This is a genomic window from Gammaproteobacteria bacterium (assembly GCA_015709635.1).
GTDB lineage: Bacteria > Pseudomonadota > Gammaproteobacteria > Burkholderiales > Nitrosomonadaceae > Nitrosomonas.
Map to the genome: position 1 here is coordinate 954,838 of CP054180.1, position 21,407 is coordinate 976,244.

The following is a 21,407-nucleotide window of genomic DNA, read 5'->3' on the forward strand; positions in this document are numbered from 1 at the left end:
TCAAATCGCCTCTCTGATTTCACATAAAACCGAGGGCCTTGTATTCGAGAGCAATTAACGAAGCAGCTTTTTATTCGTTGACAGGCTCGAATGGTTAAATTGAAATATTTTTTCGCGTGCTCACCTTGTTGGAATCAAAGGGGGGTGTCATTCCAGTGCCGGATTCGTTCATTCTTGACAGCGCTTGGCGTACGCTGCGCATTGTAAGAATTTCTAGCGTTGTTTACCGAGGGTTAGTCACCAGTTTAGCCGTTTTCGGTCTCTTGGCAACCAGTTCCGCCTTCCACTGTGCGACAGAAGCGCGATACTCGAGCCGACCGCTACGAGTCGCAGCATTACGAGTCAGCTCCCGTGAAATTGTCGACGGACTTCGTTCAAGACGGCGAGCAATCTCACGCACGCCAACACTTTGCACTCGTAGCAGTCCAATCTCTTCTCGTTCAGCAAATGACAAGTATCTTCCTGATATGGGGTTAGACATAAATAATGGCATCCCGCCACGATAACGGAACCAGCGGGTACCCACCGCTGACGACACACCAACAGCCTCTGCCGCTTTCTCGCTTGTTATACCAGTTGCAATCTGCTCCCAAAATAGCCGCTCAATCTCACTGCGAAGTGACGGCGCACCTGGCGAGCGCATCGCTCCTCTCTTCGTCAACTTTTGCATCCATCCTGCTGGTCGTCCCATAAACACCTCCATAATCAAATGTGTTGCGACGACCGGTTGAATCCACCCAGCAAACCAAATCCATGTTTGGGATTCTTTGCTATGTAAGCGTTGATGGCTTCGATCACGCCTTCGTCATTCTTGCTGCTGGCCCGGTAATAGAGTAACGATCTCGCCATCCGGATCGCCCGGCAGGCCTGACGGGAGGATAACTCATGTTCCGCAGTCATAAACTGAACTATCTCAACCTTTTTCGCCGGGGCTATAGCTTTTTTGTGACAACATCCTGCAGCGCATTGTGCATGAGTGCCAGCTCAGCACACATCTTCTTGAGCTTGGCGTTCTCGGCTTGAAGTTCCTTCAGATGCCTGAGTTGCGATGCATCCATAATACCACCCGTAAGCGGATTTCCATTTGTAGTATGTCGCATCACTGATGCCGTACTTGCGGCAGGTCTCGTTGACTTTGGCGCCTAGCTCGACTTCCCTGAGCAAGGCAATGATTTGCTGTTCACTGTACTTCGATTTCTTCATCATAGAGCTCCTTTTGGTTAAGAAAACTCTACTTTAAACTTGCGATTCCCCGTGGTCTTGCCACGGGGATCTAAGTAGGCTTTAGAATGTTGGGATGCGAGATGTTGTAGAGAAAGCGAGCCACTGTGCATGGCAGATACATTATCACATTGTATTTCCTGTGCAATACAGGCGTGGACTGTTAGACGAAGCGGTTGTAAGAATTATTATGCTGACAGCGAAAGAGATAGAAGAACGATACGACATTGAGTTTGGGCAGATAGGTTGTGACAAAGATCACGTACATATACTTTGTACGGCCCATCCTAAAATTGCACCGGGTCAGATTGTTAGGATATTCAAAAGCATAACAGCGTGGGAATTGTTTAAGAAGAAGCCGGATTTGAAACGAGATTTGTGGGGTGGTGAGTTTTGGACAGATGGCTATTATGTTGCAACTGTAGGGGAAAGAGCGGATTGGGGTGTAGTTGAGCGTTATGTAAAGAATCAAGGCAAACCAAAAGAAGAGCTGCGTCAACTTGAGCTTTTCTAATACCCCGTGGTCTTGCCACGGGGTTGTTTATTTGGATCAAATTTCCGAGGTGACTACAGTGACTACAACGCTTATATGAGTTACTATAATTCTCAGCGTATCTATAAGCGATCGATAATGTGACTTAATAGAATTTGAAAAAGGACTTAATAAAGTATCTGGTTTTATTTGATTACAACAATATTGAAGAATTATGTTTATACCGAGCAGATATGGAAATCAATAGACAGACATTATTAATTACCAATTTTGTATCATTGATCGGCAATAAGCTATTGCAAATTGGAAAATTAAGTACGAGCAGCAATGCTCAATTTATGGGTAATATGATTATGTTATTAATTTTTTCTATAGCTATATCTTTTACTCCAGCGCTTTACGCAGCAAATTTACTTTTTAAATCAAATTTTGGAACTGATGTCTCACTTGGGTCATTAACTAACTTCTATACTAACGGAGCATGGCAAGCTCTAAATGGCACAGATAAAGAAACTGGATATACTTGGCCGGTTTCGGCCTTGGGTTCGGATTTTCTGGTCTCCAGTGGATTACTGTTGATCCTATTACCCCTCTACAATTGGAAATTACATGACCAGTAAGATCAGGCAGGTAACTGGACCCAAGGGAGATTTAGTTAATGAGCTTTTCCAACAAGTAAAAATAAAGGGAGTCTTAGGAACAGGAGGGTCGCAAGCACCATTGTTAATCAGGAGACCGTGGAATATTGGTGATGTTAAGGACTTGTACATAACTTACTGGTTCAAGTATCAAGCTGATTTGGAAACGCAATTGGATAGTACAGTATCAGGTGCGCAATGGCGTGCTCATTTTGAGTTCAAGACAGGGGTTACGCAAATACAGGAAATGGTGATTATCGTATTACCGTCTATGTGATGAAGGGACCTGATAATAAACTTTATTGGACTACAAAGGGTGATAATGTTGCCAATGGTCCGTTCACACCAGTCGATTACTGGCGTGAAGAAAATCATGTTGTTCCAGTACCGGTTGATAAGTGGTCTAAATTTGAAGTTTACTGGCACCGATCAAGTGATAGTGACGGACGCTATTGGGCAGCTGTTGATGGTCAAGTAATTGTCGATCACAGTGGACCGAATATGGAGATTATAATCTTCCGATAAACCGGATCTTTATCAGTAATCCTTATAGTGGGGACGAGCATCGGTGGATAACCACATCACAGGATTGGAAATTTGGGATGATTTTCCGTGTGGTGTGAGAGTGTCTTGTTATGATAAAAATAATTGTGTCGTCTGGGTTGAAGTAATAATTCGACAATCTACAATATTGATTCATGAGTTATAGGAAAGCTTGAGAAAATTAAGTATGAAAATCAAGAATTCCTCAGTGTTACTGGCGTCTCATCAGCTACTAGCTTACCTTCTTGAACATTAAGCGATCCGGGAGGATTGATCTAATTAATTTCCTGGAACTCCGCCAATCACACTATTTTCTACTACATCTTTTATTACCACAGCATTAGCGCCAATGATCGAGTTACATCCAACAGTTACGGCTCCAAGTATTCTGGCGCCTGGTCCAATCCAAACGTCATTTCCTATTTTGGGTGTCCCGGAGCCGAAACTGCCTCCTATCGTGACGCCCTGTCCAATCAATACTCGTTCACCAATAAGGCAATCGGGGTGTAGTACCACACCAATTCCACCATGTGCAAACCAGGAGCTTTTTCCAATACTGCATTGGGGAGGAATTACACTATTATAAAGAAGGAACATCAGCAGGCGGAGCAGACCAGGCAATAATGGCACATGCCTACAGTGCAAATAATGTGCAATACGATAAAGATGAATGGCATTCATAATTACGTAAAATCATACCGGTTTATGACAGATGATCGTAAGAATAGTGGTTTCGAGATCTTCTTGTGAATAATTTTTCCAGTCGGGATGAACTCTGAGCCCGGAAATGTCACAATGCTCACGATTGATTTCGGCAATCTCGAAGCCATTTTTCGGAACAGGTGTTGATAATCCTCGCCTTGCAAGACATTGTGGTACTGAACTATATTTTCAAATAGGTACTTGCGATTGAAGATCGAAAACTGAAGATAATTTTTCTGGGAAACTTTGTTATCGTAGTGTGCAAGATGATCATCAATACCAATTTGATGTATACAGAAACCTCCCGGTTTCAATATGCGGAACATATGTTCAATAGATTCTTCGATGGAGTTTTTGTTGATATGCTCCATCACATGGAAGCTAGTAATTAAGTTATAGCTTGCATCCGGGTAACCCGATAAAGAGCCTTCACTATTGATGGTGTAATTTGCGTTGAAAATGCGATAGAGTTCATCAAAAGAATGCACTGTTTGAATAGAGGTTAACCGAGCGCGCTGTGTCGGATTGATGCCAATATCATGTTTCGATTGCGATGCTAGCTTATTGAAAGCACTCTTCAGCGCATCTAGTTGGCGATTATCCCATACATCGAATAACTCCAAGCTGATGTTTTCTCTACGTGCAAAGCCAAATACAATCCAAACCAATGTATCCAACCGGTGCCAAGTTCAACCACTGCGCCACCGTCTTTTAGTACACTAAATTTTTTACTAATTGGACTAACAAGTCGCCACGATTAATATATACGTCAATACTTTGTTGTTGGCGTTTTTTTTGACCAAATATATTGCCAAGGTAGCGGTAACTAGAACGTGTAAGATTATTCAGTGAAAATGCTTTTAGCATTGCTGCCGCTGCTAGATACCTGATCATAGATCAACTATGTCCTATGTTTTGATAAAAGCTGGGTAACCAAATGAATCTTGATTGTAATTCAGTTCGATTTGGATTAAATGCAAGGAAAGATAAATCGCTCCAAAATATACATAAAACCTGATTCTTAGTCAAATTCACCGCCATTTTGGTCTTCATTCCTAACCATAACTATCATTGACATATCGTGTCATTAGCTAACAAAAATGTCACTTACGTGTAAGATCTCTAGATATTTAGTCCCACTTTGTGACGATCTGGGTTGATCTTAAATCGTTTGGGCTGTTTTTGCCAGCATTTAATGACGTATTATGGGGTGTGAGTCCCTGTAGGGTTTTGAGATGTCTGGCGAAGGTTATAGGCATCTAGGAAGTTGTACAGATGTGCTCGTAACTGGGCGTGATTTTCGTAATAGTAGCCTTGACGGTTGCCTCTTTCAACATCCGGTTCATGCGTTCCACTTGTTCATTTGTCCATGGGTGACTAACCTTGGTGAGTCTGTGTTCTATGTCGTTTTCATGGCAGACCGATCAAAGATATGCACAAACGCCCACCGGTCTTTTTGCGATTAGTGAACTGGATACCATTGTCGGTGAGCACGGTAGCGATCAGGTTGCGCAAGAGCTATGCGGCTTCCATCTTGCCGTATTGTTGGTGAGTAGTTCGGCATAGGCGAACTTGCTGGTACTGTTGATGCCTACGAATAGATAGAGTTTGCCCTCTTCTATCCGTATTGCGGCTATATCCACATGGAAATAGCCGATCAGATATTTGGCAAAATTTTTTGTCGGCTTATCACCTTCCATCTCCGGCAATCGGCTGATGTCACGACGCCGAAACAAACGATACAGGCTAGAGCGCGTCAGGCTGGGAATACCGCTTCGCAGGGCATACAAGCAATCATCCAAGGGCAAGTAGTGTGTAGTCACCTCGGAATTTGATCTAATTTAACGGAATTATATACTTTACAAATGCAAAATTAATATTTATACTTCATTTAACTATATGAGGTATTGATATGAAAACCACATTATTTTCCGAGCCACGATTTAACGATGATGATGCAGCAAGAGAGCATCTTGAATCAATTCGTTGGCCAAATGGATCGGCATGCCCACATTGTGGAGGCCACGATCGTCAATCGAAATTAGAGGGCAAAGCTCATCGCCTAGGATTATATTTTTGTGGTCATTGTCGCAAACAATATACTGTAACAGTTGGAACAGTATTTGAGAGATCAAAAGTCCCATTACATAAATGGTTGCTCGCTACTCATCTTATGTGTTCCAGTAAGAAAGGAATAAGCGCACATCAATTACACCGTACTCTAGGAGTAACTTATAAAACAGCATGGTTTATGGCGCACCGTATTCGTGAAGCTATGAGCATTGAGCCTACCGGAAGTCTAGGTAGTGATGGTTCTCCTGTAGAGGTTGACGAAACATATTGGGGAACAATTTAGTTTCGAATTGACTTCTGCTATAGCAGATGACAAATCATTGTAGCTCATTAGATCTTTATGGGCGCTGATAAACTCTTTTAGCACCTTAGCGCTTTGTATTGCCGCGTTTATTTCTGGAATCATAGCGTCAATCCTCAATCAATCTTTACTGTATCAACACCAATAGCTTTCATACACTGCAAGAAGAACTGAAAAGTAAATGATCCTCGATTGATCTTGGTGTTTATGCTGTTATAGTTTTCTTCGATACCAAGCTCCTTAAGCTTTTTGGCTAGGGTTTCGTAATCAACACCTTTCCGTGCTAACTCGGACTTCAGGATATTTTTGCATTAGATTTCCAATCTTGAGTTTCCATGTCTCAATCCTCGTGTTTATTTTAAGATTATAGAATAACACATAAGTAACATATGTTTCGTATTTGAAATATATGTGTTGTATATTATTCTATACATGATATATTGATGTCATATATGACACATACAGAGTGATTAACCATGTCGCAACACTTTCTACTATCAGCCAAAGCCCGCACTTTATCGGTGCGCAAAGTAATGGAATTGACTGATGACCAAGCATTTCAATTATTCAAGGAAGTGCGCTGGGGTTCTGGCGACAATGTGGCGTGTCCGGTATGTGGAACAGTAGGAAAGCATTACTTCATTAATACACGCCAGCAATGGCGCTGCAAGGATTGTGGCCACACGTTCTCGGTGACTTCAGGGACAATATTTGCATTCCACAAGTTACCGCTGTGCGTTTATCTAGCTGCAATTGCGATCTATACCAACGCTGTAAAAGGATTGTCTGCGCTGCAACTATCCCGCGATCTTGGGGTGCAATATAAAACCGCCTTTGTCCTAGCGCATAAAATACGTGAATCGTTGATTAAATGCCGGGATAATTCTCAGCTCACAGGTGAGATACACATGGACGGCGCTTACGTGAATGGATCAATCCGTCAGAAAAATAAGAAGAAAGACCGTGTTGATCGTCGTCTCATCGAGCATCAGAAGCCAAATAAGCGCTGCGTGTTCGTGATGCGGCAAAAGTTGAAACAGATGGGAATTTGATTAAAGGTTCAAACAAAACTTTGACTTTCGTTATCAAAGCCGAGAATCAAGCAGACGTAAGTAAACCAGCCAATCAATTCGTGAAGAGAGGATCAATAATCTGTGCCGATGAATCTCATGCTTACGATACGTTACATGCTAGATTCGATGCGCGCCGCGTGAACCATACCAAAGAGTATCGGAGCGATAAAGGAATAACAAACAATCTGGCAGAGTCTTATTTTTCACGTTTCCGCCGCATGCAGTACGGTCAAACACATAAGTTCGGCAATCAATATCTGGCAAATTACGCTAATGAAGCGGCTTATCGTGAAGATACGCGACGTCAGCCGAACGGTGAAATTTTTATGGACATTACAAAGAAATGTGCCAAAACTCGCACACATAATGATTGGTGCGGATACTGGCAGGGGAATAAGCGGCAATCTGAGAGGCTGGCGTGCTAGTTGATAATAGATTTCAAGCCTAATTTGATAGTGTGTTCACACGAATATCAATGATTGGAGCGAACAGCCTTTGTAGGAAAGTTATTTTTGCGAAATGCTCCGGCTCACCATACCCCATCGCTCTAGCTAACTCATTATGGCAAATAGAGTTAAGCATATGCAGTACCGGCGGCTCTTCTGCTTCAATATCTAATCTTTCGCCAATGAAAGCAGCAATGTTGCCATCATTCTTTTCATGGCATGAAGTAATTTTCTTTTCCAGATCAATAAAACGCTTGCACAAATCATGATGTAAACGAGCTTGGCGAGACGATCCGACAACCAAATTTATTGCTGAAAATATCGTTACAAACATGGCCGCTATAATGGCAACCTCCTGATATTGATCCTTCAATATTCCATATACAGTTGCCGAACCCATAACAAGTGAAAATGCATTCACGAAAAGATTAAATCGATCATAGAAGCTGCGTCGTCTGCTGTGATAACGAATTGATCTTCGGACTCCAAATAGGAGACCGTGATACTCATTTTCTAGGCTCATTCGAATCATCCTTATTAGCCGGAACACCACCAGGCGGAGGAGGTGGCTTTAATGTGTCAAAACTGCATTATCAAAGATAGGTTTCTCAGAGAAGTCAGGATTTTTCCGGGTTAAATCAGCAATTCCAGTATCAGGTTTTGTTTTGTTGTCGTTTGCCATTAAATATAAAGTCACTCAACTGAATATTAGGAATTTTAATTGATTAACCAAGTGCGAGCTACTCCATCCTGAGATCCTTGAATAACCAGTTCTTTTTTCTAAAATCTTCAATACACCCAAGGCACTTCTTTGTAACTGATCTATCATTTCTGGGGTTGGTTCAATACCTTTCGCTTGCAGCATGGCTTCAGCTATTTTCCTGCTGGTCATTGAGCATCCGGCTTTTCTAAGGATATCTAAAACCAATTTAGGGCACTCCCCAGGCTTAAAATATTTGTTCTGCACTCTGCGTTTCTTGGCGCGGATTGAGCGTAGATCCAATCCTGGCGCAAATAACTTAATTGTGGCATCTAAGTGACTTATTTCACCCAGGATTCGATCTATTTCAGACTGATATTGTTGGATAAGGCCAGACATTTCTGTGCGTTTCGCAACAAGACTTGAAGCAACATTTGATTCGGACATTCCGCACCTGAAAGTAAAAATACAGGTGCTATATTAATCGCTTAAGCTAATAGCAACTTTGTGTTGTTGCTACATAATAACGCCAAAAACTTACCAAACGAAGGACTAGAAGCCATGACAAGAAGAGTGCAGTGGGATAGCGAAGCGCTACCGATCGGAATAGCTATCGATCAATTGTTGTATCAGGTTCGCCAATCCGAGGAAAGCGGCAATGTGTTGCTGCTTGATTCGGTAAGTATTGCGGAAATCATGGAAGATTCAGATTCCGTTTTAGCACTGGACGCGTTTGTTACTCCATACGCAAAACTCAACCGGAAGATGGAATTGCTGCGCGTAGTTATGGAGCGCACGGGAGATACCGTCAAGCCTGTGGCGATGCAAATCACCGATCCATTCAAACAGCTTGGCAGAACCAATGTTGCGGTCATTTTGAATTGTCGGACGGGCAAACAGTTTCGATCTTCTTCCACAATCCGGATACAACGCCAAACAAACTGACGCCAGCGGATGAGTTGATTAGCTGGAAATGGTTGCTGAACAAAAGGATATAACCATCGTTGTTGCGCCTGAGCGCGGTAAAGATTTGGATATACGCGAGGTATCGCGCCGAATTATGCGATTGGCCGAGAAGAATAGTGCTGCGTTTGGCCGGGCAAATTCGAAGCGGGCAGAGCGCATGCAAAACATTCAAGGTCTGAAGGATGAAATAGCCGGTTTGGAGGAAGAACTAAAATCTGTGCAGCGTGATTTCGAGGTGGCGAAAATAGAACGCGAGGACAGTGATAACGCGGCAATTAAAGCCAGCGATGATTTTGCGCAAGAAATATTGAAATCACTGATTGATGATTTTGGATGGAAAAACCAGGGTGACGGACAACGGCTCTATTGGGTTACGAAAGAAATCGGTGGTGGCGTAGTGAGCATGGTTAATCGAGACGGAATCCGCCGTGTTTCTGCCAAGGTAATTGGCGGAAAGATCGATGCAATGCATGGTGATAATCCACTGGTGAGCGTTGAACTCAGAACCGATGAATCCGCGAAGGAAAATGCAAAGCATCTTGATGATGCGGTGAATGCCGTTGATCCGAATTTTTCTGCCAAGATACAAGAAAACGCCGATTTTGACCCAACATCACCAGAAGGATACGCCAAAGTCATGGCTGATCCAAAATGCAGTTGAAATATCAGGATTCTCTTGATGCATTATTCCAGGGTCGTATTGTTGCGGTTCGGAATTCGTTGCGAGGTTTAGGGTGGAGCGCAGAACACTATTCCTGGCCGATGACCAAGGGATCTTATTCTATGGATGTAAGTATCAAGCATGTTGGTCCAGGTAAGAATGTTGTCGGTGTTTCATACGTTGTGAAAGGTCCGGGTGGCTTCAATCTCAAGACCGGCGATAGTCTAACCAAAACTCCGGAACAGATTGCTGCTGAAATAGATGGTTCAATTACATCCGAAAGTTCTCGGTGGAAATAAAAGATTCAGATATAGAGCAACAAATTCAACAGCTATTTTCATCAGGAAAAATTGCAGATTCTTACAAATTAGCCAACACCACAGAGACCATGGACGAATTTTCGTCGCGCGTTTTGATGAGAGCGGTAGCCCGGAATTATGGAATCTTCCGATCGATAGTGTAAGAGCTATGACTGAAGAAGAATTTAATGCGGCCAGCTATGCGCTGGATAATTGGAATTTTCACTCACAGAACGTAGTGCTTCTTGCCAAGAGAAAAGGGACTGATCAGAATATTAAGGATGCTGAAGATTTTCTTAAATTCCATGAGAACGCTGGCGGACTATCGTTTGAAGACTTGGATAGCAGAAGAGAAATTGAAGAAAGGATAAATAGCGGGCAAAAACTCCCGGAATCTGATTTTAACGTTGATATTCCATCGTTAATAGCGGCTATTCAAAGCTTGATGGGCTGGGAATTTCCAGTTTAATTATCCGCCCAAGTGGAGAAATAAACACTGTCAGTGATTACGACATCAAGAATTCAGGTGTGACTGATACCGATATTTTGACGCATTCGGCAAAGGACTGCTGCGTGAAGCTACTGAGGCTTCTAAAACCGAAGCGGAGTCAGATGACATGAAAGCAGCCAGAGAATTCCTTAATTCGGTTATCGCCGGTGATAAAGATAAGTCCGATCTAATGGCGCTGCTGGATGAGATTGAAGCATTTGCCAATGCGATTGTTGCCGCTGGCAAGGGCGATGAGTATGACGCGCTAATAGGTCAAGCCGCAGAGCGCTGGGCGGAATTGGACAAACAGGCGAACGGGTAAAACTATGATCGCATTAGATAGCGCTATCGGCGGCACAGAAAAGCTAAAACTGGTTCGTGAGCTGGGTTCAATCAGATCAAACATGCCGGGCGTTTCCGGTGTAAACAAGCTTACCCTGGTAAAGCGCGTGCGCGAGATACGGCAATTGCTGTCGATTCAAGATGGCACTCTGGCCGTAAACCTGTCGATCAATCCATCAAATCCCGTTGAATCGCTGAAATCCTTAACCAATCACTTGCGTTCTGATATTTCCAGGGTTCCGGAAGCGTTGAGGGTTCTGAGGCTGATACGGCACTTAAAATACACAATCTGCTGCTATCAAATAATCCCGGTGAAGAATTCGAGCAGCTAAGAAGCGATTTTATGAATGCCATTGCTGATGTCATGCGCGGCGGCAAAGATATGGTCAGTGAAGAATGGATGACGGCGGCATTCGACCATTTAAAATCTTCCGGTAACGTGTTTGATGTCGATAAGGATGTGATTCAAGAAACCTTAAAATCCATTGATGAGCTGACCAATGCGCGGCCAGAAGACAAGCCAGAAATTGCCGCGCTGAAAAGGAAGCGGATCAGGAATATGAAAGATTGCACCTCAAATTATCAGAGCTGATTGCGATAAATACAGCAAACGGATACAGCGTTGAGGAGATAGCGAAAGCAGCCGAAGAATTTAAGGCGGCAATGATCAATAAAACTGCGGCGTTGGATCTAATAAAGAAATTAAGAGGTAAAAAATATGAAGACCAAAGAAAGCGTATTGCCGAATTAAAGGACAGCATTGCGCCAATAGGCCAGAAAATCATTGATACTCTGCTTAATAGCTCCAAAGTAACTAAAGAGCAAGCCGATGCTTGGGCAAATAGTCAGATTATTGAAAAATCCGCGCTGACTAAATTGAAGAAGATCTGGTACCGGGAAGAGGATGTGCGTCGCGACATGGCTGAATTCTACCGAATCACTGGCGGGAAGCTCAGGCAAGTGCGCATCGAAACAGATGGAAGCAGGCGCGCAAATGCCAGCGGAATCGGTCATTTTGAGGATAACGTTATCCGCCCCGGAAGCAGTTTTAATAAAACCATTCTGTGGCATGAAATGGCTCATCATCTTGAGGCTGATCCTGCGGCCAAGGCGGCATCTAATGGGTATCTGCTGAAGCGAAGAAAAAGCGAGAAGGTTTATTCTCTCAGATCATTGACCGGCAATCGTGGTTATCGCAGCAATGAGGGTGCGTATTCTGATGACTTCATCAATCCCTACGTTGGCAAGGTTTACCGCGACAAAACCACGGAAGTTTGGTCAATGGGTATTCAATACCTTTCCAATCCATCCGATGCCGCAATGTTGGTGGCCAAAGATCCGAAATGGCGGCGCTGATGGCAGGGTATTTGCAAGCTGATTTAAGCCCAGCCATGAGGGCGCTTCGCTTGGTTCAGGATGGCGCCAAAGACAAGGCTCAGGAAAAAGAGAGCAAGCAAACAACGAGTACGAATCCGCCCTGGATGTCCTCTCTTCTGGCATTGAAATTATTGATGATGGATGGTTTGAGAAACTCGATCAGGTTGATCAAAACAATTTGCTCGGCTGGGATGGGCTGGGTGATTTGAACACCAGATTCATTGGTTCATGGGGTAATTACCGGGTATTTGTAGGCAAGTTCAAGAATGTCTTAACTAAACGCATGGCGAATGGGTATGCGGTGGTTTTCGCAGAGATGACTGGGACATTGGTAACTAGCGACAATAAACGATTCATACCTAACTCAGCACCGGTACATGGCGATGAGCGATTTCTCAAAGCCTTTATGCGCATGGCAAGTATGAACAATAACCAGGTTTACACTATTCTTTATCGCGTGGTCGGAAGGAATCTGCAATCATTAAAGAGGCCAATAAATTATCAGGTGAACAATCATGATGAATAGCATTTACAAGGTTCTAACGCCGGTCGGTCAATTCGATGCTGTTTTCAGTGAAAATGAGGACGTTTCTATTGAGTATGTCGGTGATGAAAGTGCGATTCAATTTTTCAAAGACTGGCTGCTGTTGAATCAAGTGAGCGGTGATCATGGCCACTTACTGGATGTCCAGAACTTAACACCTGTCGACCTATACGGATTCTGCCAGCCGACCAGAAGCGACATTGAAGTGATCCCGCCATTTGATGATTTATTGGCTTTTGCTGAGAGCGATTTTGTTGATAACCAAAATAATGAAGAGGGCGACGAAATGGAAGGTGAAATGGCGATTGATTCTGCTGATGGTATTTATCTCGACAAGGACAAGAAGGTAATATCGGCGACACTTCAACTATTCAAGGCATTCAAGCAATTTTTGAATCGGATAAAGAATCCGCAAGAATTCCGCAAGGAATGCCAAATATCAATGGAACTAGCGTGATGAACAAGGAGGAAGCCAAAAACTCCTAAGATACTTGCTGGATGTTGCAATAAACAGGAAGGCTGGCATTCCGGATATGACAGAAGAGCAAAGGAAACAATTGTCAGATTATCAATGGGACGCGAGGGTAATTTACGATTACATGACAAATCGTATTCGTCATCGTGGCGCCAGGAATCTATTGCGCACACCAGAAATGAAGAAGAAATATCCGAAATTGATAATCAGCCGCGTGAAGAATTTGATTCCGTTGCGACTATAACGCTTGATAGCGTTTCGGGTATCGAAAAGATCGGATTGATGAAAGAGCTTGCCGGTATCAGAAAAATTATTAGTACGGCAGCACCGGGCATTGAGAAGCTTGGGTTTGTTAAAAGAATCAAAGAAATTCGTGATGCTCTTGGTGTTGGTGGCGCACCAGAGCCGGAAGTGAGTCAGCAAAACACCATAGAAGATGTAAACAAAGTCATGCCGCTGTTAAAGCGGTTCATCGGCAAATCTCAGTTATCTGCAATCGGCATGGGTATTCGTGGCGATGAAGGCCAGTTTTTCAAGGATAAATTGATCGAAATTGCTAATGTAATCCAAGCGATGCCAAAAACATACGAGCAAGACGGTATGGGGATGACGCAATTGCTTATCTGCACTACTTCAAAGGGTCTGGAGATTGGTATATCACCGAACGCGATATGGAGGAAGAGCAGCTTCAGGCGTTCGGACTAGCTGATCTGTTCGGTGATGGCGGTGAACTTGGGTATATCAGCATTGAGGAACTGATTGGCGCTGACGTTGAGCTTGATTTGTATTGGAAACCAAAGACTATTGGCGCTATTAATAAAGGCAAAAGCGGTAATAGTGAAGGCCGGTATACTGAGCTCACTGGATAAAAAATTTAGCAATCAACCGAAACGCTGCAGACTATGCTCCCATCGTGTCATTCATCTGTGCTAACGGCTTTGCTGCATCCCGTAATGTATCCAGAGCTTCATTCAAAGGCACTGCTTTATATTGAGCCAGTCGACCCACTGTATGTATTGGAACGAGCGAGTCCTTTCCTGCGCCTTCGCCTTCGTAATTGAGCCACAATGCCTCGAAATTAAGTGCTGGCACGCGAAATAGTCGTAACTCAATCTCCTGACGCTCTTCGCCACTTATCCTAAGAATTTCAGTTAGGCCTCAGGCATATATATCCAATTGATCTTTGCTGCTGACATTTGCAGGACGCGCGGTTCGCCCTCCTCGCTGACATCGAAAAATGCTTGCAAGGTTTCTCCAGAAGTTTCGATTACCCGGAGTGCCACAGGCTCTGGTGCCGCTTCACGTCTATCCAATAATGCATCCAGTCCGAGTGAATATACGCGATGAGCCATACCGATGGCAGCGCGGTTTTCATCCTCGATCTCCTGAAATGCACGTGTTCCAGGTAGTTCCGTCGTCGATATTTTTCCCTGCTTTAATTGTAATAGCGGACGGGCTTCCCAAATACGACGAAGAATCGGCTCGATTGGAATCAGATATTTTATTGGCAATTTGAAATAGCTCTTAGTGAAATAGGTGTGGGTCCAGGTGCCACTTCCTTGATAGTTGCTTGCAAAATCAGATACCGTAAGGTGACTCTTGCCGTAAATCGGATCATCAATATCAAAGTACTCCAAATTAAGAACACGACTATAGCCGTAAATGACCATGAAATGACCGCCACCACCATTCCAACCGATTCTGGCACCCACAGGGCGGCCTGCATCGATTTCATCCTTCACCTGCTGGAAGCTGGCTTGCCCCATTATGCTGACAAAGTTGTTGGTGCGAGTCAGCGCCTTGTCGAGATACCACGGCACGTTGCAAGCCGATGGCACCGGGTTATTACAGCAATCGCTATGGCCAAGTTCCCCGTTTGCCACTCGACATTGGGTCCAGGTGCTCCATAACCAATAGAAATGAGATACGCTTGTTGAAGTTGCAGCCCAGCACCAATTGGATTCGGTTTGTGACTGCATGTTGAATGAAAGCTGTTTGGATAAGAAAAGCTTCCCCAGATATTGAATTCCTTCAAAAGAGAATTATAGGGATGGCTGGTAACGTGAATGTATTCAGACAAGTTCATAGTTCTTTCCTCTTCCGAAGGTTGGCCCTGCTAAATAGGAAAACAAAACAACTAAAGCTTTTCTCTTATCTTAGTGAATAAACCTACATGAAACTTGATCGAGTGTCAAACATTCCGATTAGTGGGTAGTGGTTCAGTTTTAATTTTCCTCGTTTTGATTGCTCAATAGGTTTGATGCGATTAATATCGCTATTTGATATAAGCCCAATGGGAAATATTTAGAGAATGCCTGAATCCTATGGCATATTCTTTGGGAAGGAGTCGGATACGCAACATTTTGATCTTATTCACATCGCTATCCGGTTTAATCGGCATGCTAACCGAGGTAAGCTCCAAATGGTAATTAGGTGCATGCAGGGATGTGGGTACAACGTACTAAGATGAAAACAAAAGGAGTTAAGAATGATAAGAAAAACATTGCGCGCAGCAGTAATTGCATTTCTCGTCTCATCTTCGTTATCTGTCGTTGCAAGCACTGATTATTCAATAAAAATATTCCCCTCTCTGTTTGGTGGGGATATTAATAACTCAGGTCAGATTGTTGGGGCAACTTATCCAGAAGGACTATTTATTTCCGGTCCGGATGGCGAAGGGATGAAATTTTTGGAGAAAAAATAGACAGTAACGTAATTAACGATTTTGGACAAATTGCTGGGTTTTATACTGACTCAGACGGTGCTAGGCATTCTTTTATCACTGGACCTAATGGAGTCGGAATAAATGAAATCAACCTTTGTCATTGGGCGGTAAAAACACCAGCATCTATGATATGAATAACAAAGGGCAGATTGTTGGGAGCGCTCAAACACCTGATGGCTATCTCATGCGTTTGTTACCGGGCCTAATGGTGTTGGAATAACAGACCTTGGAACACTTGGAGGAGCATATAGCGTTGCCACTGAGATAAATGATAATGGTCAAGTTGCCGGCTATTCGGTTTCTTCAGAAGGTGATCGGGCATTTATCACTGGGCCTGATGCATCTGGCATGAAAGCGCTTGACGTAATCAAGCAAGATACAACCCAGGAGATACCCTGCATTATGTCGCCACTGGAATAAATAGCTCGGGACAGGTAATAGGTTACTCATTTGTTACATCATTTAGCGATTACTTAGGTCACATATACATTCTTTTGTAACAGGGCCTAACGGCGAGAATATGAGTTTTCTTGATCTTGGATCAATAGGAATGAATGATGCTATTCCAACAGGAATTAACGATTTCGGTGATATTATTGGTTCAACGTCTCGATATTTACGGCGCCGGTGAACATTGGAAAAGTGGATTTATATACAGCCATGGTATTGCTACCAATATAGCGTCGCTTGTTACAATAGATTCAGGTTTCTATGCTCCGATACCTGTTGCTATTAACAACAAAGGTCAAATATTAGGTGTTGGAACATCAGAATTTGATAGAGGAAGTGGTTTTTTTCTTTCCCCGGTAGCTCCAATCCCTGAGCCATCCACCTACGCCATGCTGCTGGCCGGGCTGGGGTTGGTGGGGTTTGTGGGGCGCAAGCGAGTGGAGAAATAAAGAAGCGCGTTTCCTAATGGGGAAGGAAACGCGCTTTAAAAGAACAAACCCCGTCATTAACCAGGTTATCAAAGCTTAGAGGGGATCGATTAAACAGCAAGGAAAAATCGAACCAATAACAGTGTATCAACTTGATTATGAAGTTTTGTGATCGTAAGAAGAGGCGTGAATATGATTAAAGCCCAGCCTTCTTCGTCTGTGAAAAAGTCGGCTGGGAGGTCAGACTTACTGGTTTAGAAAAGCTAACCTGAAGCCAGGCTGCGCCTTTTATAAATCTTGATTGTTTCCCAGAAAGCCTCGTTATGCATGCTTAAAATTTCCAATAATCGCTATCCATCTTTTGACCAATCAAGTACTTGTAATTGAGCTGGAGCGATGCTCTTAATGTGATTCATTTTATCAGCAGTTACAAGTGCCAAATTGTATGTCATTGCTAAGGCAGCCATCCAGACATCATTCTCATTTACACCAAAACCTTTCCAGTAGTAGGATCACACCACTCTTCCACATATCGACTTTTGCACGCCCTTTAATCTTTCCGGGATTTATTCCCCGCCCCTTGGGGCGTAATATATTCGTGTGAGCGAATATATACATAAAACCATAATGTAACGGTGCTGCTTTATCATCTGGTGTTTCCGGCGAAATATCGCCGCGCCGTATTTGACGAGGCTGTGGATGGGGTGTTGCGGGATGTCTGTTTAGATCTCGAACGGCGTTACCAGTTGAAGTTCATGGAGATCGGTACGGATAAGGATCATGTGCATTTTCTGGTGCAGTCGGTTCCCGCATACAGTGTCACAAAACTGGTAATACTGATCAAGAGCATCACGGCGCGGGAGGTGTTTCGCTTGTGCCCTCATGTGAAGAAACAGTTGTGGGGCGGGGAATTCTGGACTGATGGTTATTTCGTCAGCACAGTTGGCCGTCATGGCGATGAGGACACAATAAGAAATTACGTTAAAAAGCAGGGAGATGTCTATCAGCAGTTATACGAAGACAGACAACTCGCTCTCTTCTGATACCCCGCTGCTTGCGGCGGGGTTGTTCATCGCTTAAACATAGAGATCAGTTTGGAATAATTTGCTGAATAATTTACACAGCAATATTTCAGTCAAAAAATCTGCACAAAGTAACCCCGGTGTAACCCCAGGAAAAAACAAGGGGTTATCAGAAATGATTAACCCCTTGTTTTTATTTGGTAGGTCGTGGCAGATTCGAACTGCCGACCAACGGATTAAAAGTCCGCTGCTCTACCGGCTGAGCTAACGACCCAAAGCGCAACATTATACCTTAATCGGCTGCTGATAGAAATGGCTTTCTCCGTTTGAATTCTCGTTTTTATAATACGGGTCGCAAATATAATGTCTTGTTCACTGACAATATCGCCAGTATCAGATAAAATATTTGTAAGAATAGGCGGTAAAGCGCTAAGTTGAATTTACTGCAAATTTCAATGTTGCAAGAATATTTCCTATAGTTATTAAATCAAATTTCAAATCTTTATCCTTTTCGGTATTGATTCTACCTAAATCATCATGTGTCATTGATGAGATGCACTTTTCAAGTAGCAAGCGATAGGAAAAATAATCCTTTTTAGTTTTTTGAGAAAATTCACCGGCGAGTTAATTTAGTTAATGCAAGATCTACGATGTTTTGCCATTAGAGGAAGTAATTGATAATGCTGACACATTTACAGCGTTTAGAAGCAGAGAGTATTCAAATCATGCGAGAGGTTGTTGCGGAGTGCGAACATCCGGTGATGCTCTATTCCATTGGTAAAGATAGCGCTGTCATGCTGCACCTGGCAGTTAAAGCGTTTTATCCTTCAAAACCGCCGTTTCCGCTGCTTCATGTTGATACAACTTGGAAATTCAGAGAAATGATTGAATTTCGCGATGTCATGGCGAAAAAGCTCGGACTCGAATTACTGGTACATATCAACCCGCACGGGGTAGAAAAAGGAATTAATCCGTTTACGCACGGTTCGGCGATTCACACGGATATCTGGAAGACAGAAGGGTTAAAACAAGCGTTGGATAAACACGGTTTCGATGTGGCATTCGGTGGCGCGCGCCGGGATGAGGAAAAGTCTCGTGCCAAAGAGCGTATTTTTTCCATCCGCTCGGCGCAACACCGCTGGGATCCCAAGCTGCAACGGCCCGAGCTTTGGCGGTTATATAATGCGCGCAAGAATAAAGGTGAGAGTATCCGGGTGTTTCCGCTTTCTAACTGGACCGAACTTGATATCTGGCAATATATCTATCTGAATGACATACCCATTGTGCCATTGTATTTTGCCAAGGAACGCCCCGTGGTCGAACGTGACGGCACACTAATCATGGTGGATGACGCACGATTGCCATTGCGGAACGGGGAGCAACCGATGATGAAACGGGTGAGATTCCGCACGTTGGGATGTTATCCACTAACTGGCGCGATCGAAAGCGAAGCCAATACTTTGACGGCAATCATCCAGGAAATGCTATTGACCAAAACCTCCGAACGGCAAGGCCGGTTGATCGATCATGATTCAACCGGTTCTATGGAGAAGAAAAAGCAAGAGGGTTATTTCTGATGGCACATGTATCCGACTTAATCGCCGAAGATATCGAACTGTATCTAAAAACGCACGAAAATAAGAGTTTGCTTCGTTTTATTACCTGCGGCAGTGTCGACGATGGCAAAAGCACCCTAATCGGCCGATTGCTCTACGAATCGAAAATGATATTCGAGGATCAATTGACGCAGCTGGAAGTTGATTCGAAGAAAGTCGGCACGCAAGCGGGTGATTTGGATTTTGCGCTGCTGGTCGATGGGCTTGCGGCGGAGCGCGAACAAGGCATTACCATCGATGTCGCATACCGTTTTTTTTCTACCGACAGACGAAAATTTATCGTTGCCGATACACCGGGGCATGAACAATACACCCGTAATATGATTACCGGCGCATCGACTGCGGACGTGGCCATCATTCTGATCGATGCGCGCAAGGGTGTTTTGACGCAAACGCGGCGGCACAGCTACTTGGTTTCGTTAATCGGCATCCGCCACGTCGTGCTGGCGATCAATAAGCTCGACATGGTCGGTTATTCCGAAGAAGTGTATAACCGCATCGATCACGATTACCGTGTGTTTGCCAAGAAAGTCGGATTGCGGAATATTGTCACCATTCCGATGTCGGCCCTGAAGGGTGACAATATTATCGAATTGAGCAGGAATACGCCTTGGTATTGCGGTGATACATTGATGGGGTATCTGGAAACCGTGCAAGTTGAAGATGCCGCTGAGCAATCCGGTGTTTTTCGCATGCCGGTGCAATGGGTGAATCGCCCCAATCTGGATTTTCGCGGTTATTCCGGCATCGTCGTGCGTGGCAGTGTCAAGCCGGGTGATCCTATTTGTGTCCTGCCGTCCGGAAAACAAAGCCGGGTGGCGAGAATCGTCACTCAGGACGGAGATCTAGACAAGGCCGTTAACGGCCAATCGATTACACTGACGTTGACGGATGAAATCGATATCAGCCGGGGCGATGTTCTGGCAACTACCGATTCGCCACCCGGTGTGGCGGATCAATTTGAAGCGACCGTGGTTTGGATGATCGACGAACCGTTATTGCCCGATAGACCGTATTTGATGAAGATTGGCACAAAAACGGTTACGGCCAATGTTTCCGGGATAAAGTATAAAGTCAATGTCAATACGCTTGAGCAGGTTGCCGCCACGAAACTGGAGCTCAATGAAATCGGTGCTTGTAATCTGAATACGGACCAGTCGATCGCATTCGATCCATATAGCGAAGATCGTGATACGGGCGGTTTTATCTTGATCGATCGCTTATCCAACAACACGGTAGGCGCCGGCATGCTGCAGTCTGCTTTGCGCCATTCGCGCAAAAACATCGAGTGGCAAGCGATCACTGTAAACAAGCAGGCACATGCGACTCTCAAGGGGCAAAAGCCTTTTATCATCTGGTTTAGCGGGGCTGGTAGTGATAAATCGGCCATTGCCGCTCTACTCGAGAAGAAACTCTATTCGCTGGGTAAGCACACATATTTGCTGGATGAAGACAATGTTCGCCGCGGCTTGAACAAAGATCTCGGTTTCAGCGATGCCGATCGTATTGAACACATCCGGCGTATGGTGGAAGTGGCCAAGTTGATGGTTGAGGCCGGGCAAATTGTTTTGGTGTCCTTAATGTCACCATCTTCTGCTGAGCACACAATAGCGCGGGAAATGGTTGCTCAGAATGAATTTTTTGAGGTATTCATCGATGCTGTGACCCCTTTTGATTCATTGCACGGAACCCCAGAGATTCACATCGATACGACGGCTCAAACAATCGAACAGGCGGTCGAGCATATCATCCACCGCCTGACGCATGCAGGTGTGCTGAATTGATTGCTGGTAATCATTCGCGTCATTAAGGAAATACAAAT

At 44.0% G+C, this 21,407-nt stretch carries 27 protein-coding genes, 1 tRNA gene and 3 pseudogenes; 21 read left to right on the forward strand and 10 right to left on the reverse strand.

The window, feature by feature from the left end:
- Window positions 1-226: 226 nt before the first annotated feature.
- The 3 genes and pseudogenes from HRU78_04190 to HRU78_04200 form a co-directional block, all read right to left on the reverse strand.
- A pseudogene (locus HRU78_04190) lies at window positions 227-670 on the reverse strand (helix-turn-helix domain-containing protein).
- 35 nt (window positions 671-705) lie between these two features.
- A complete protein-coding gene (locus tag HRU78_04195; GenBank protein ID QOJ22945.1) occupies window positions 706-900 on the reverse strand; it encodes a hypothetical protein in 195 nt (64 codons plus the stop codon).
- A gap of 84 nt (window positions 901-984) precedes the next feature.
- Window positions 985-1,206, reverse strand: a complete 222-nt coding sequence (locus tag HRU78_04200) for a transposase (GenBank protein QOJ22946.1) — start codon at window positions 1,204-1,206, stop codon at window positions 985-987.
- A 91-nt stretch (window positions 1,207-1,297) separates the two neighbouring features.
- Here HRU78_04200 and tnpA (HRU78_04205) point away from each other — a divergent pair, with 91 nt between their 5' ends.
- The 4 genes from tnpA (HRU78_04205) to HRU78_04220 all read left to right on the forward strand — a co-directional run bounded on the left by tnpA (HRU78_04205) (window position 1,298) and on the right by HRU78_04220 (window position 2,877).
- On the forward strand, window positions 1,298-1,735 hold the full coding sequence (tnpA, locus tag HRU78_04205) for an IS200/IS605 family transposase (protein ID QOJ22947.1): 438 nt from the start codon (window positions 1,298-1,300) through the stop codon (window positions 1,733-1,735).
- Window positions 1,736-1,869: 134 nt separating this feature from the next.
- Window positions 1,870-2,334, forward strand: a complete 465-nt coding sequence (locus HRU78_04210) for a hypothetical protein (GenBank protein QOJ22948.1) — start codon at window positions 1,870-1,872, stop codon at window positions 2,332-2,334.
- Complete coding sequence (locus tag HRU78_04215; GenBank protein QOJ22949.1) at window positions 2,324-2,629, forward strand: hypothetical protein; 306 nt, start codon at window positions 2,324-2,326, stop codon at window positions 2,627-2,629. The genes HRU78_04210 and HRU78_04215 overlap by 11 nt, the downstream gene beginning before the upstream one ends.
- Window positions 2,629-2,877 carry a hypothetical protein gene (locus HRU78_04220; GenBank protein QOJ22950.1) on the forward strand — a complete coding sequence of 83 codons (249 nt, stop codon included), beginning with the start codon at window positions 2,629-2,631 and terminating at the stop codon, window positions 2,875-2,877. Before HRU78_04215 ends, HRU78_04220 begins: the two co-directional genes overlap by 1 nt.
- 297 nt (window positions 2,878-3,174) lie before the next feature.
- Here the strand turns inward: HRU78_04220 and HRU78_04225 are convergent, their stop codons facing one another.
- The 3 genes and pseudogenes from HRU78_04225 to HRU78_04235 form a co-directional block, all read right to left on the reverse strand.
- Complete coding sequence (locus HRU78_04225) at window positions 3,175-3,576, reverse strand: serine acetyltransferase (protein QOJ22951.1); 402 nt, start codon at window positions 3,574-3,576, stop codon at window positions 3,175-3,177.
- 2 nt (window positions 3,577-3,578) lie between these two features.
- On the reverse strand, window positions 3,579-4,274 hold the full coding sequence (locus HRU78_04230; GenBank protein QOJ22952.1) for a class I SAM-dependent methyltransferase: 696 nt from the start codon (window positions 4,272-4,274) through the stop codon (window positions 3,579-3,581).
- A 445-nt stretch (window positions 4,275-4,719) separates the two neighbouring features.
- Window positions 4,720-5,405: pseudogene (locus HRU78_04235) on the reverse strand (transposase).
- Window positions 5,406-5,509: 104 nt separating this feature from the next.
- Between HRU78_04235 and HRU78_04240 the strand changes: the two are divergent.
- Together HRU78_04240 and HRU78_04245 are read left to right on the forward strand one after the other, a co-directional pair.
- Window positions 5,510-5,953: an IS1595 family transposase gene (locus tag HRU78_04240; protein ID QOJ22953.1), complete on the forward strand. Its 444-nt coding sequence runs from the start codon at window positions 5,510-5,512 to the stop codon at window positions 5,951-5,953.
- 494 nt (window positions 5,954-6,447) lie between these two features.
- A pseudogene (locus HRU78_04245) lies at window positions 6,448-7,469 on the forward strand (IS1595 family transposase).
- A gap of 19 nt (window positions 7,470-7,488) precedes the next feature.
- On the opposite strand, the gene HRU78_04250 reads toward HRU78_04245, so the two are convergent.
- Both HRU78_04250 and HRU78_04255 read right to left on the reverse strand, forming a co-directional pair.
- Window positions 7,489-8,022: a hypothetical protein gene (locus tag HRU78_04250; protein ID QOJ22954.1), complete on the reverse strand. Its 534-nt coding sequence runs from the start codon at window positions 8,020-8,022 to the stop codon at window positions 7,489-7,491.
- Window positions 8,023-8,187: 165 nt separating this feature from the next.
- Window positions 8,188-8,637: a hypothetical protein gene (locus tag HRU78_04255; protein QOJ22955.1), complete on the reverse strand. Its 450-nt coding sequence runs from the start codon at window positions 8,635-8,637 to the stop codon at window positions 8,188-8,190.
- Window positions 8,638-9,071: 434 nt separating this feature from the next.
- Between HRU78_04255 and HRU78_04260 the strand changes: the two genes are divergently transcribed.
- The 10 genes from HRU78_04260 (at window position 9,072) to HRU78_04305 (ending at window position 14,213) form a co-directional block, all read left to right on the forward strand.
- Complete coding sequence (locus HRU78_04260; GenBank protein QOJ22956.1) at window positions 9,072-9,188, forward strand: hypothetical protein; 117 nt, start codon at window positions 9,072-9,074, stop codon at window positions 9,186-9,188.
- Window positions 9,164-9,817 carry a hypothetical protein gene (locus tag HRU78_04265; GenBank protein ID QOJ22957.1) on the forward strand — a complete coding sequence of 218 codons (654 nt, stop codon included), beginning with the start codon at window positions 9,164-9,166 and terminating at the stop codon, window positions 9,815-9,817. Before HRU78_04260 ends, HRU78_04265 begins: the two co-directional genes overlap by 25 nt.
- Window positions 9,818-10,078: 261 nt before the next feature.
- Window positions 10,079-10,585: a hypothetical protein gene (locus tag HRU78_04270; protein QOJ22958.1), complete on the forward strand. Its 507-nt coding sequence runs from the start codon at window positions 10,079-10,081 to the stop codon at window positions 10,583-10,585.
- 148 nt (window positions 10,586-10,733) lie between these two features.
- Window positions 10,734-10,928: a hypothetical protein gene (locus HRU78_04275; protein QOJ22959.1), complete on the forward strand. Its 195-nt coding sequence runs from the start codon at window positions 10,734-10,736 to the stop codon at window positions 10,926-10,928.
- Between the two features lie 4 nt (window positions 10,929-10,932).
- Window positions 10,933-11,280, forward strand: coding sequence for a hypothetical protein (locus HRU78_04280; protein ID QOJ22960.1), 348 nt, complete (start codon window positions 10,933-10,935; stop codon window positions 11,278-11,280).
- 11 nt (window positions 11,281-11,291) lie between these two features.
- Window positions 11,292-11,540: a hypothetical protein gene (locus HRU78_04285; protein ID QOJ22961.1), complete on the forward strand. Its 249-nt coding sequence runs from the start codon at window positions 11,292-11,294 to the stop codon at window positions 11,538-11,540.
- Window positions 11,516-12,304 carry a hypothetical protein gene (locus HRU78_04290; protein ID QOJ22962.1) on the forward strand — a complete coding sequence of 263 codons (789 nt, stop codon included), beginning with the start codon at window positions 11,516-11,518 and terminating at the stop codon, window positions 12,302-12,304. Before HRU78_04285 ends, HRU78_04290 begins: the two co-directional genes overlap by 25 nt.
- The gene (locus HRU78_04295; protein QOJ22963.1) at window positions 12,292-12,534 is read left to right on the forward strand and encodes a hypothetical protein; all 243 of its coding nucleotides are present in this window, start codon (window positions 12,292-12,294) and stop codon (window positions 12,532-12,534) included. Before HRU78_04290 ends, HRU78_04295 begins: the two co-directional genes overlap by 13 nt.
- Before the next feature lie 306 nt (window positions 12,535-12,840).
- Window positions 12,841-13,326 carry a hypothetical protein gene (locus HRU78_04300; protein QOJ22964.1) on the forward strand — a complete coding sequence of 162 codons (486 nt, stop codon included), beginning with the start codon at window positions 12,841-12,843 and terminating at the stop codon, window positions 13,324-13,326.
- A gap of 602 nt (window positions 13,327-13,928) precedes the next feature.
- Window positions 13,929-14,213 carry a DUF2958 domain-containing protein gene (locus HRU78_04305; GenBank protein ID QOJ24910.1) on the forward strand — a complete coding sequence of 95 codons (285 nt, stop codon included), beginning with the start codon at window positions 13,929-13,931 and terminating at the stop codon, window positions 14,211-14,213.
- A gap of 282 nt (window positions 14,214-14,495) precedes the next feature.
- Here HRU78_04305 and HRU78_04310 read toward each other — a convergent pair whose 3' ends face one another.
- The gene (locus HRU78_04310) at window positions 14,496-15,323 is read right to left on the reverse strand and encodes a C39 family peptidase (protein QOJ22965.1); all 828 of its coding nucleotides are present in this window, start codon (window positions 15,321-15,323) and stop codon (window positions 14,496-14,498) included.
- 509 nt (window positions 15,324-15,832) lie between these two features.
- On the opposite strand from HRU78_04310, the gene HRU78_04315 reads away from it, so the two are divergent.
- The 3 genes from HRU78_04315 to tnpA (HRU78_04325) all read left to right on the forward strand — a co-directional run bounded on the left by HRU78_04315 (window position 15,833) and on the right by tnpA (HRU78_04325) (window position 17,990).
- Window positions 15,833-16,048: a hypothetical protein gene (locus tag HRU78_04315; GenBank protein QOJ22966.1), complete on the forward strand. Its 216-nt coding sequence runs from the start codon at window positions 15,833-15,835 to the stop codon at window positions 16,046-16,048.
- 575 nt (window positions 16,049-16,623) lie between these two features.
- The gene (locus tag HRU78_04320) at window positions 16,624-16,968 is read left to right on the forward strand and encodes a PEP-CTERM sorting domain-containing protein (GenBank protein ID QOJ22967.1); all 345 of its coding nucleotides are present in this window, start codon (window positions 16,624-16,626) and stop codon (window positions 16,966-16,968) included.
- Window positions 16,969-17,582: 614 nt separating this feature from the next.
- Complete coding sequence (tnpA, locus tag HRU78_04325; GenBank protein ID QOJ22968.1) at window positions 17,583-17,990, forward strand: IS200/IS605 family transposase; 408 nt, start codon at window positions 17,583-17,585, stop codon at window positions 17,988-17,990.
- Window positions 17,991-18,167: 177 nt separating this feature from the next.
- On the opposite strand, the gene HRU78_04330 is transcribed toward tnpA (HRU78_04325), so the two are convergent.
- A tRNA-Lys gene (locus tag HRU78_04330) sits at window positions 18,168-18,243 on the reverse strand.
- 406 nt (window positions 18,244-18,649) lie between these two features.
- Here HRU78_04330 and cysD point away from each other — a divergent pair.
- Both cysD and cysN read left to right on the forward strand, forming a co-directional pair.
- Window positions 18,650-19,546 carry a sulfate adenylyltransferase subunit CysD gene (gene cysD, locus HRU78_04335; GenBank protein QOJ22969.1) on the forward strand — a complete coding sequence of 299 codons (897 nt, stop codon included), beginning with the start codon at window positions 18,650-18,652 and terminating at the stop codon, window positions 19,544-19,546.
- Window positions 19,546-21,369, forward strand: coding sequence for a sulfate adenylyltransferase subunit CysN (gene cysN, locus HRU78_04340; protein QOJ22970.1), 1,824 nt, complete (start codon window positions 19,546-19,548; stop codon window positions 21,367-21,369). The genes cysD and cysN overlap by 1 nt, the downstream gene beginning before the upstream one ends.
- The last annotated feature ends 38 nt before the right edge of the window (window positions 21,370-21,407 follow it).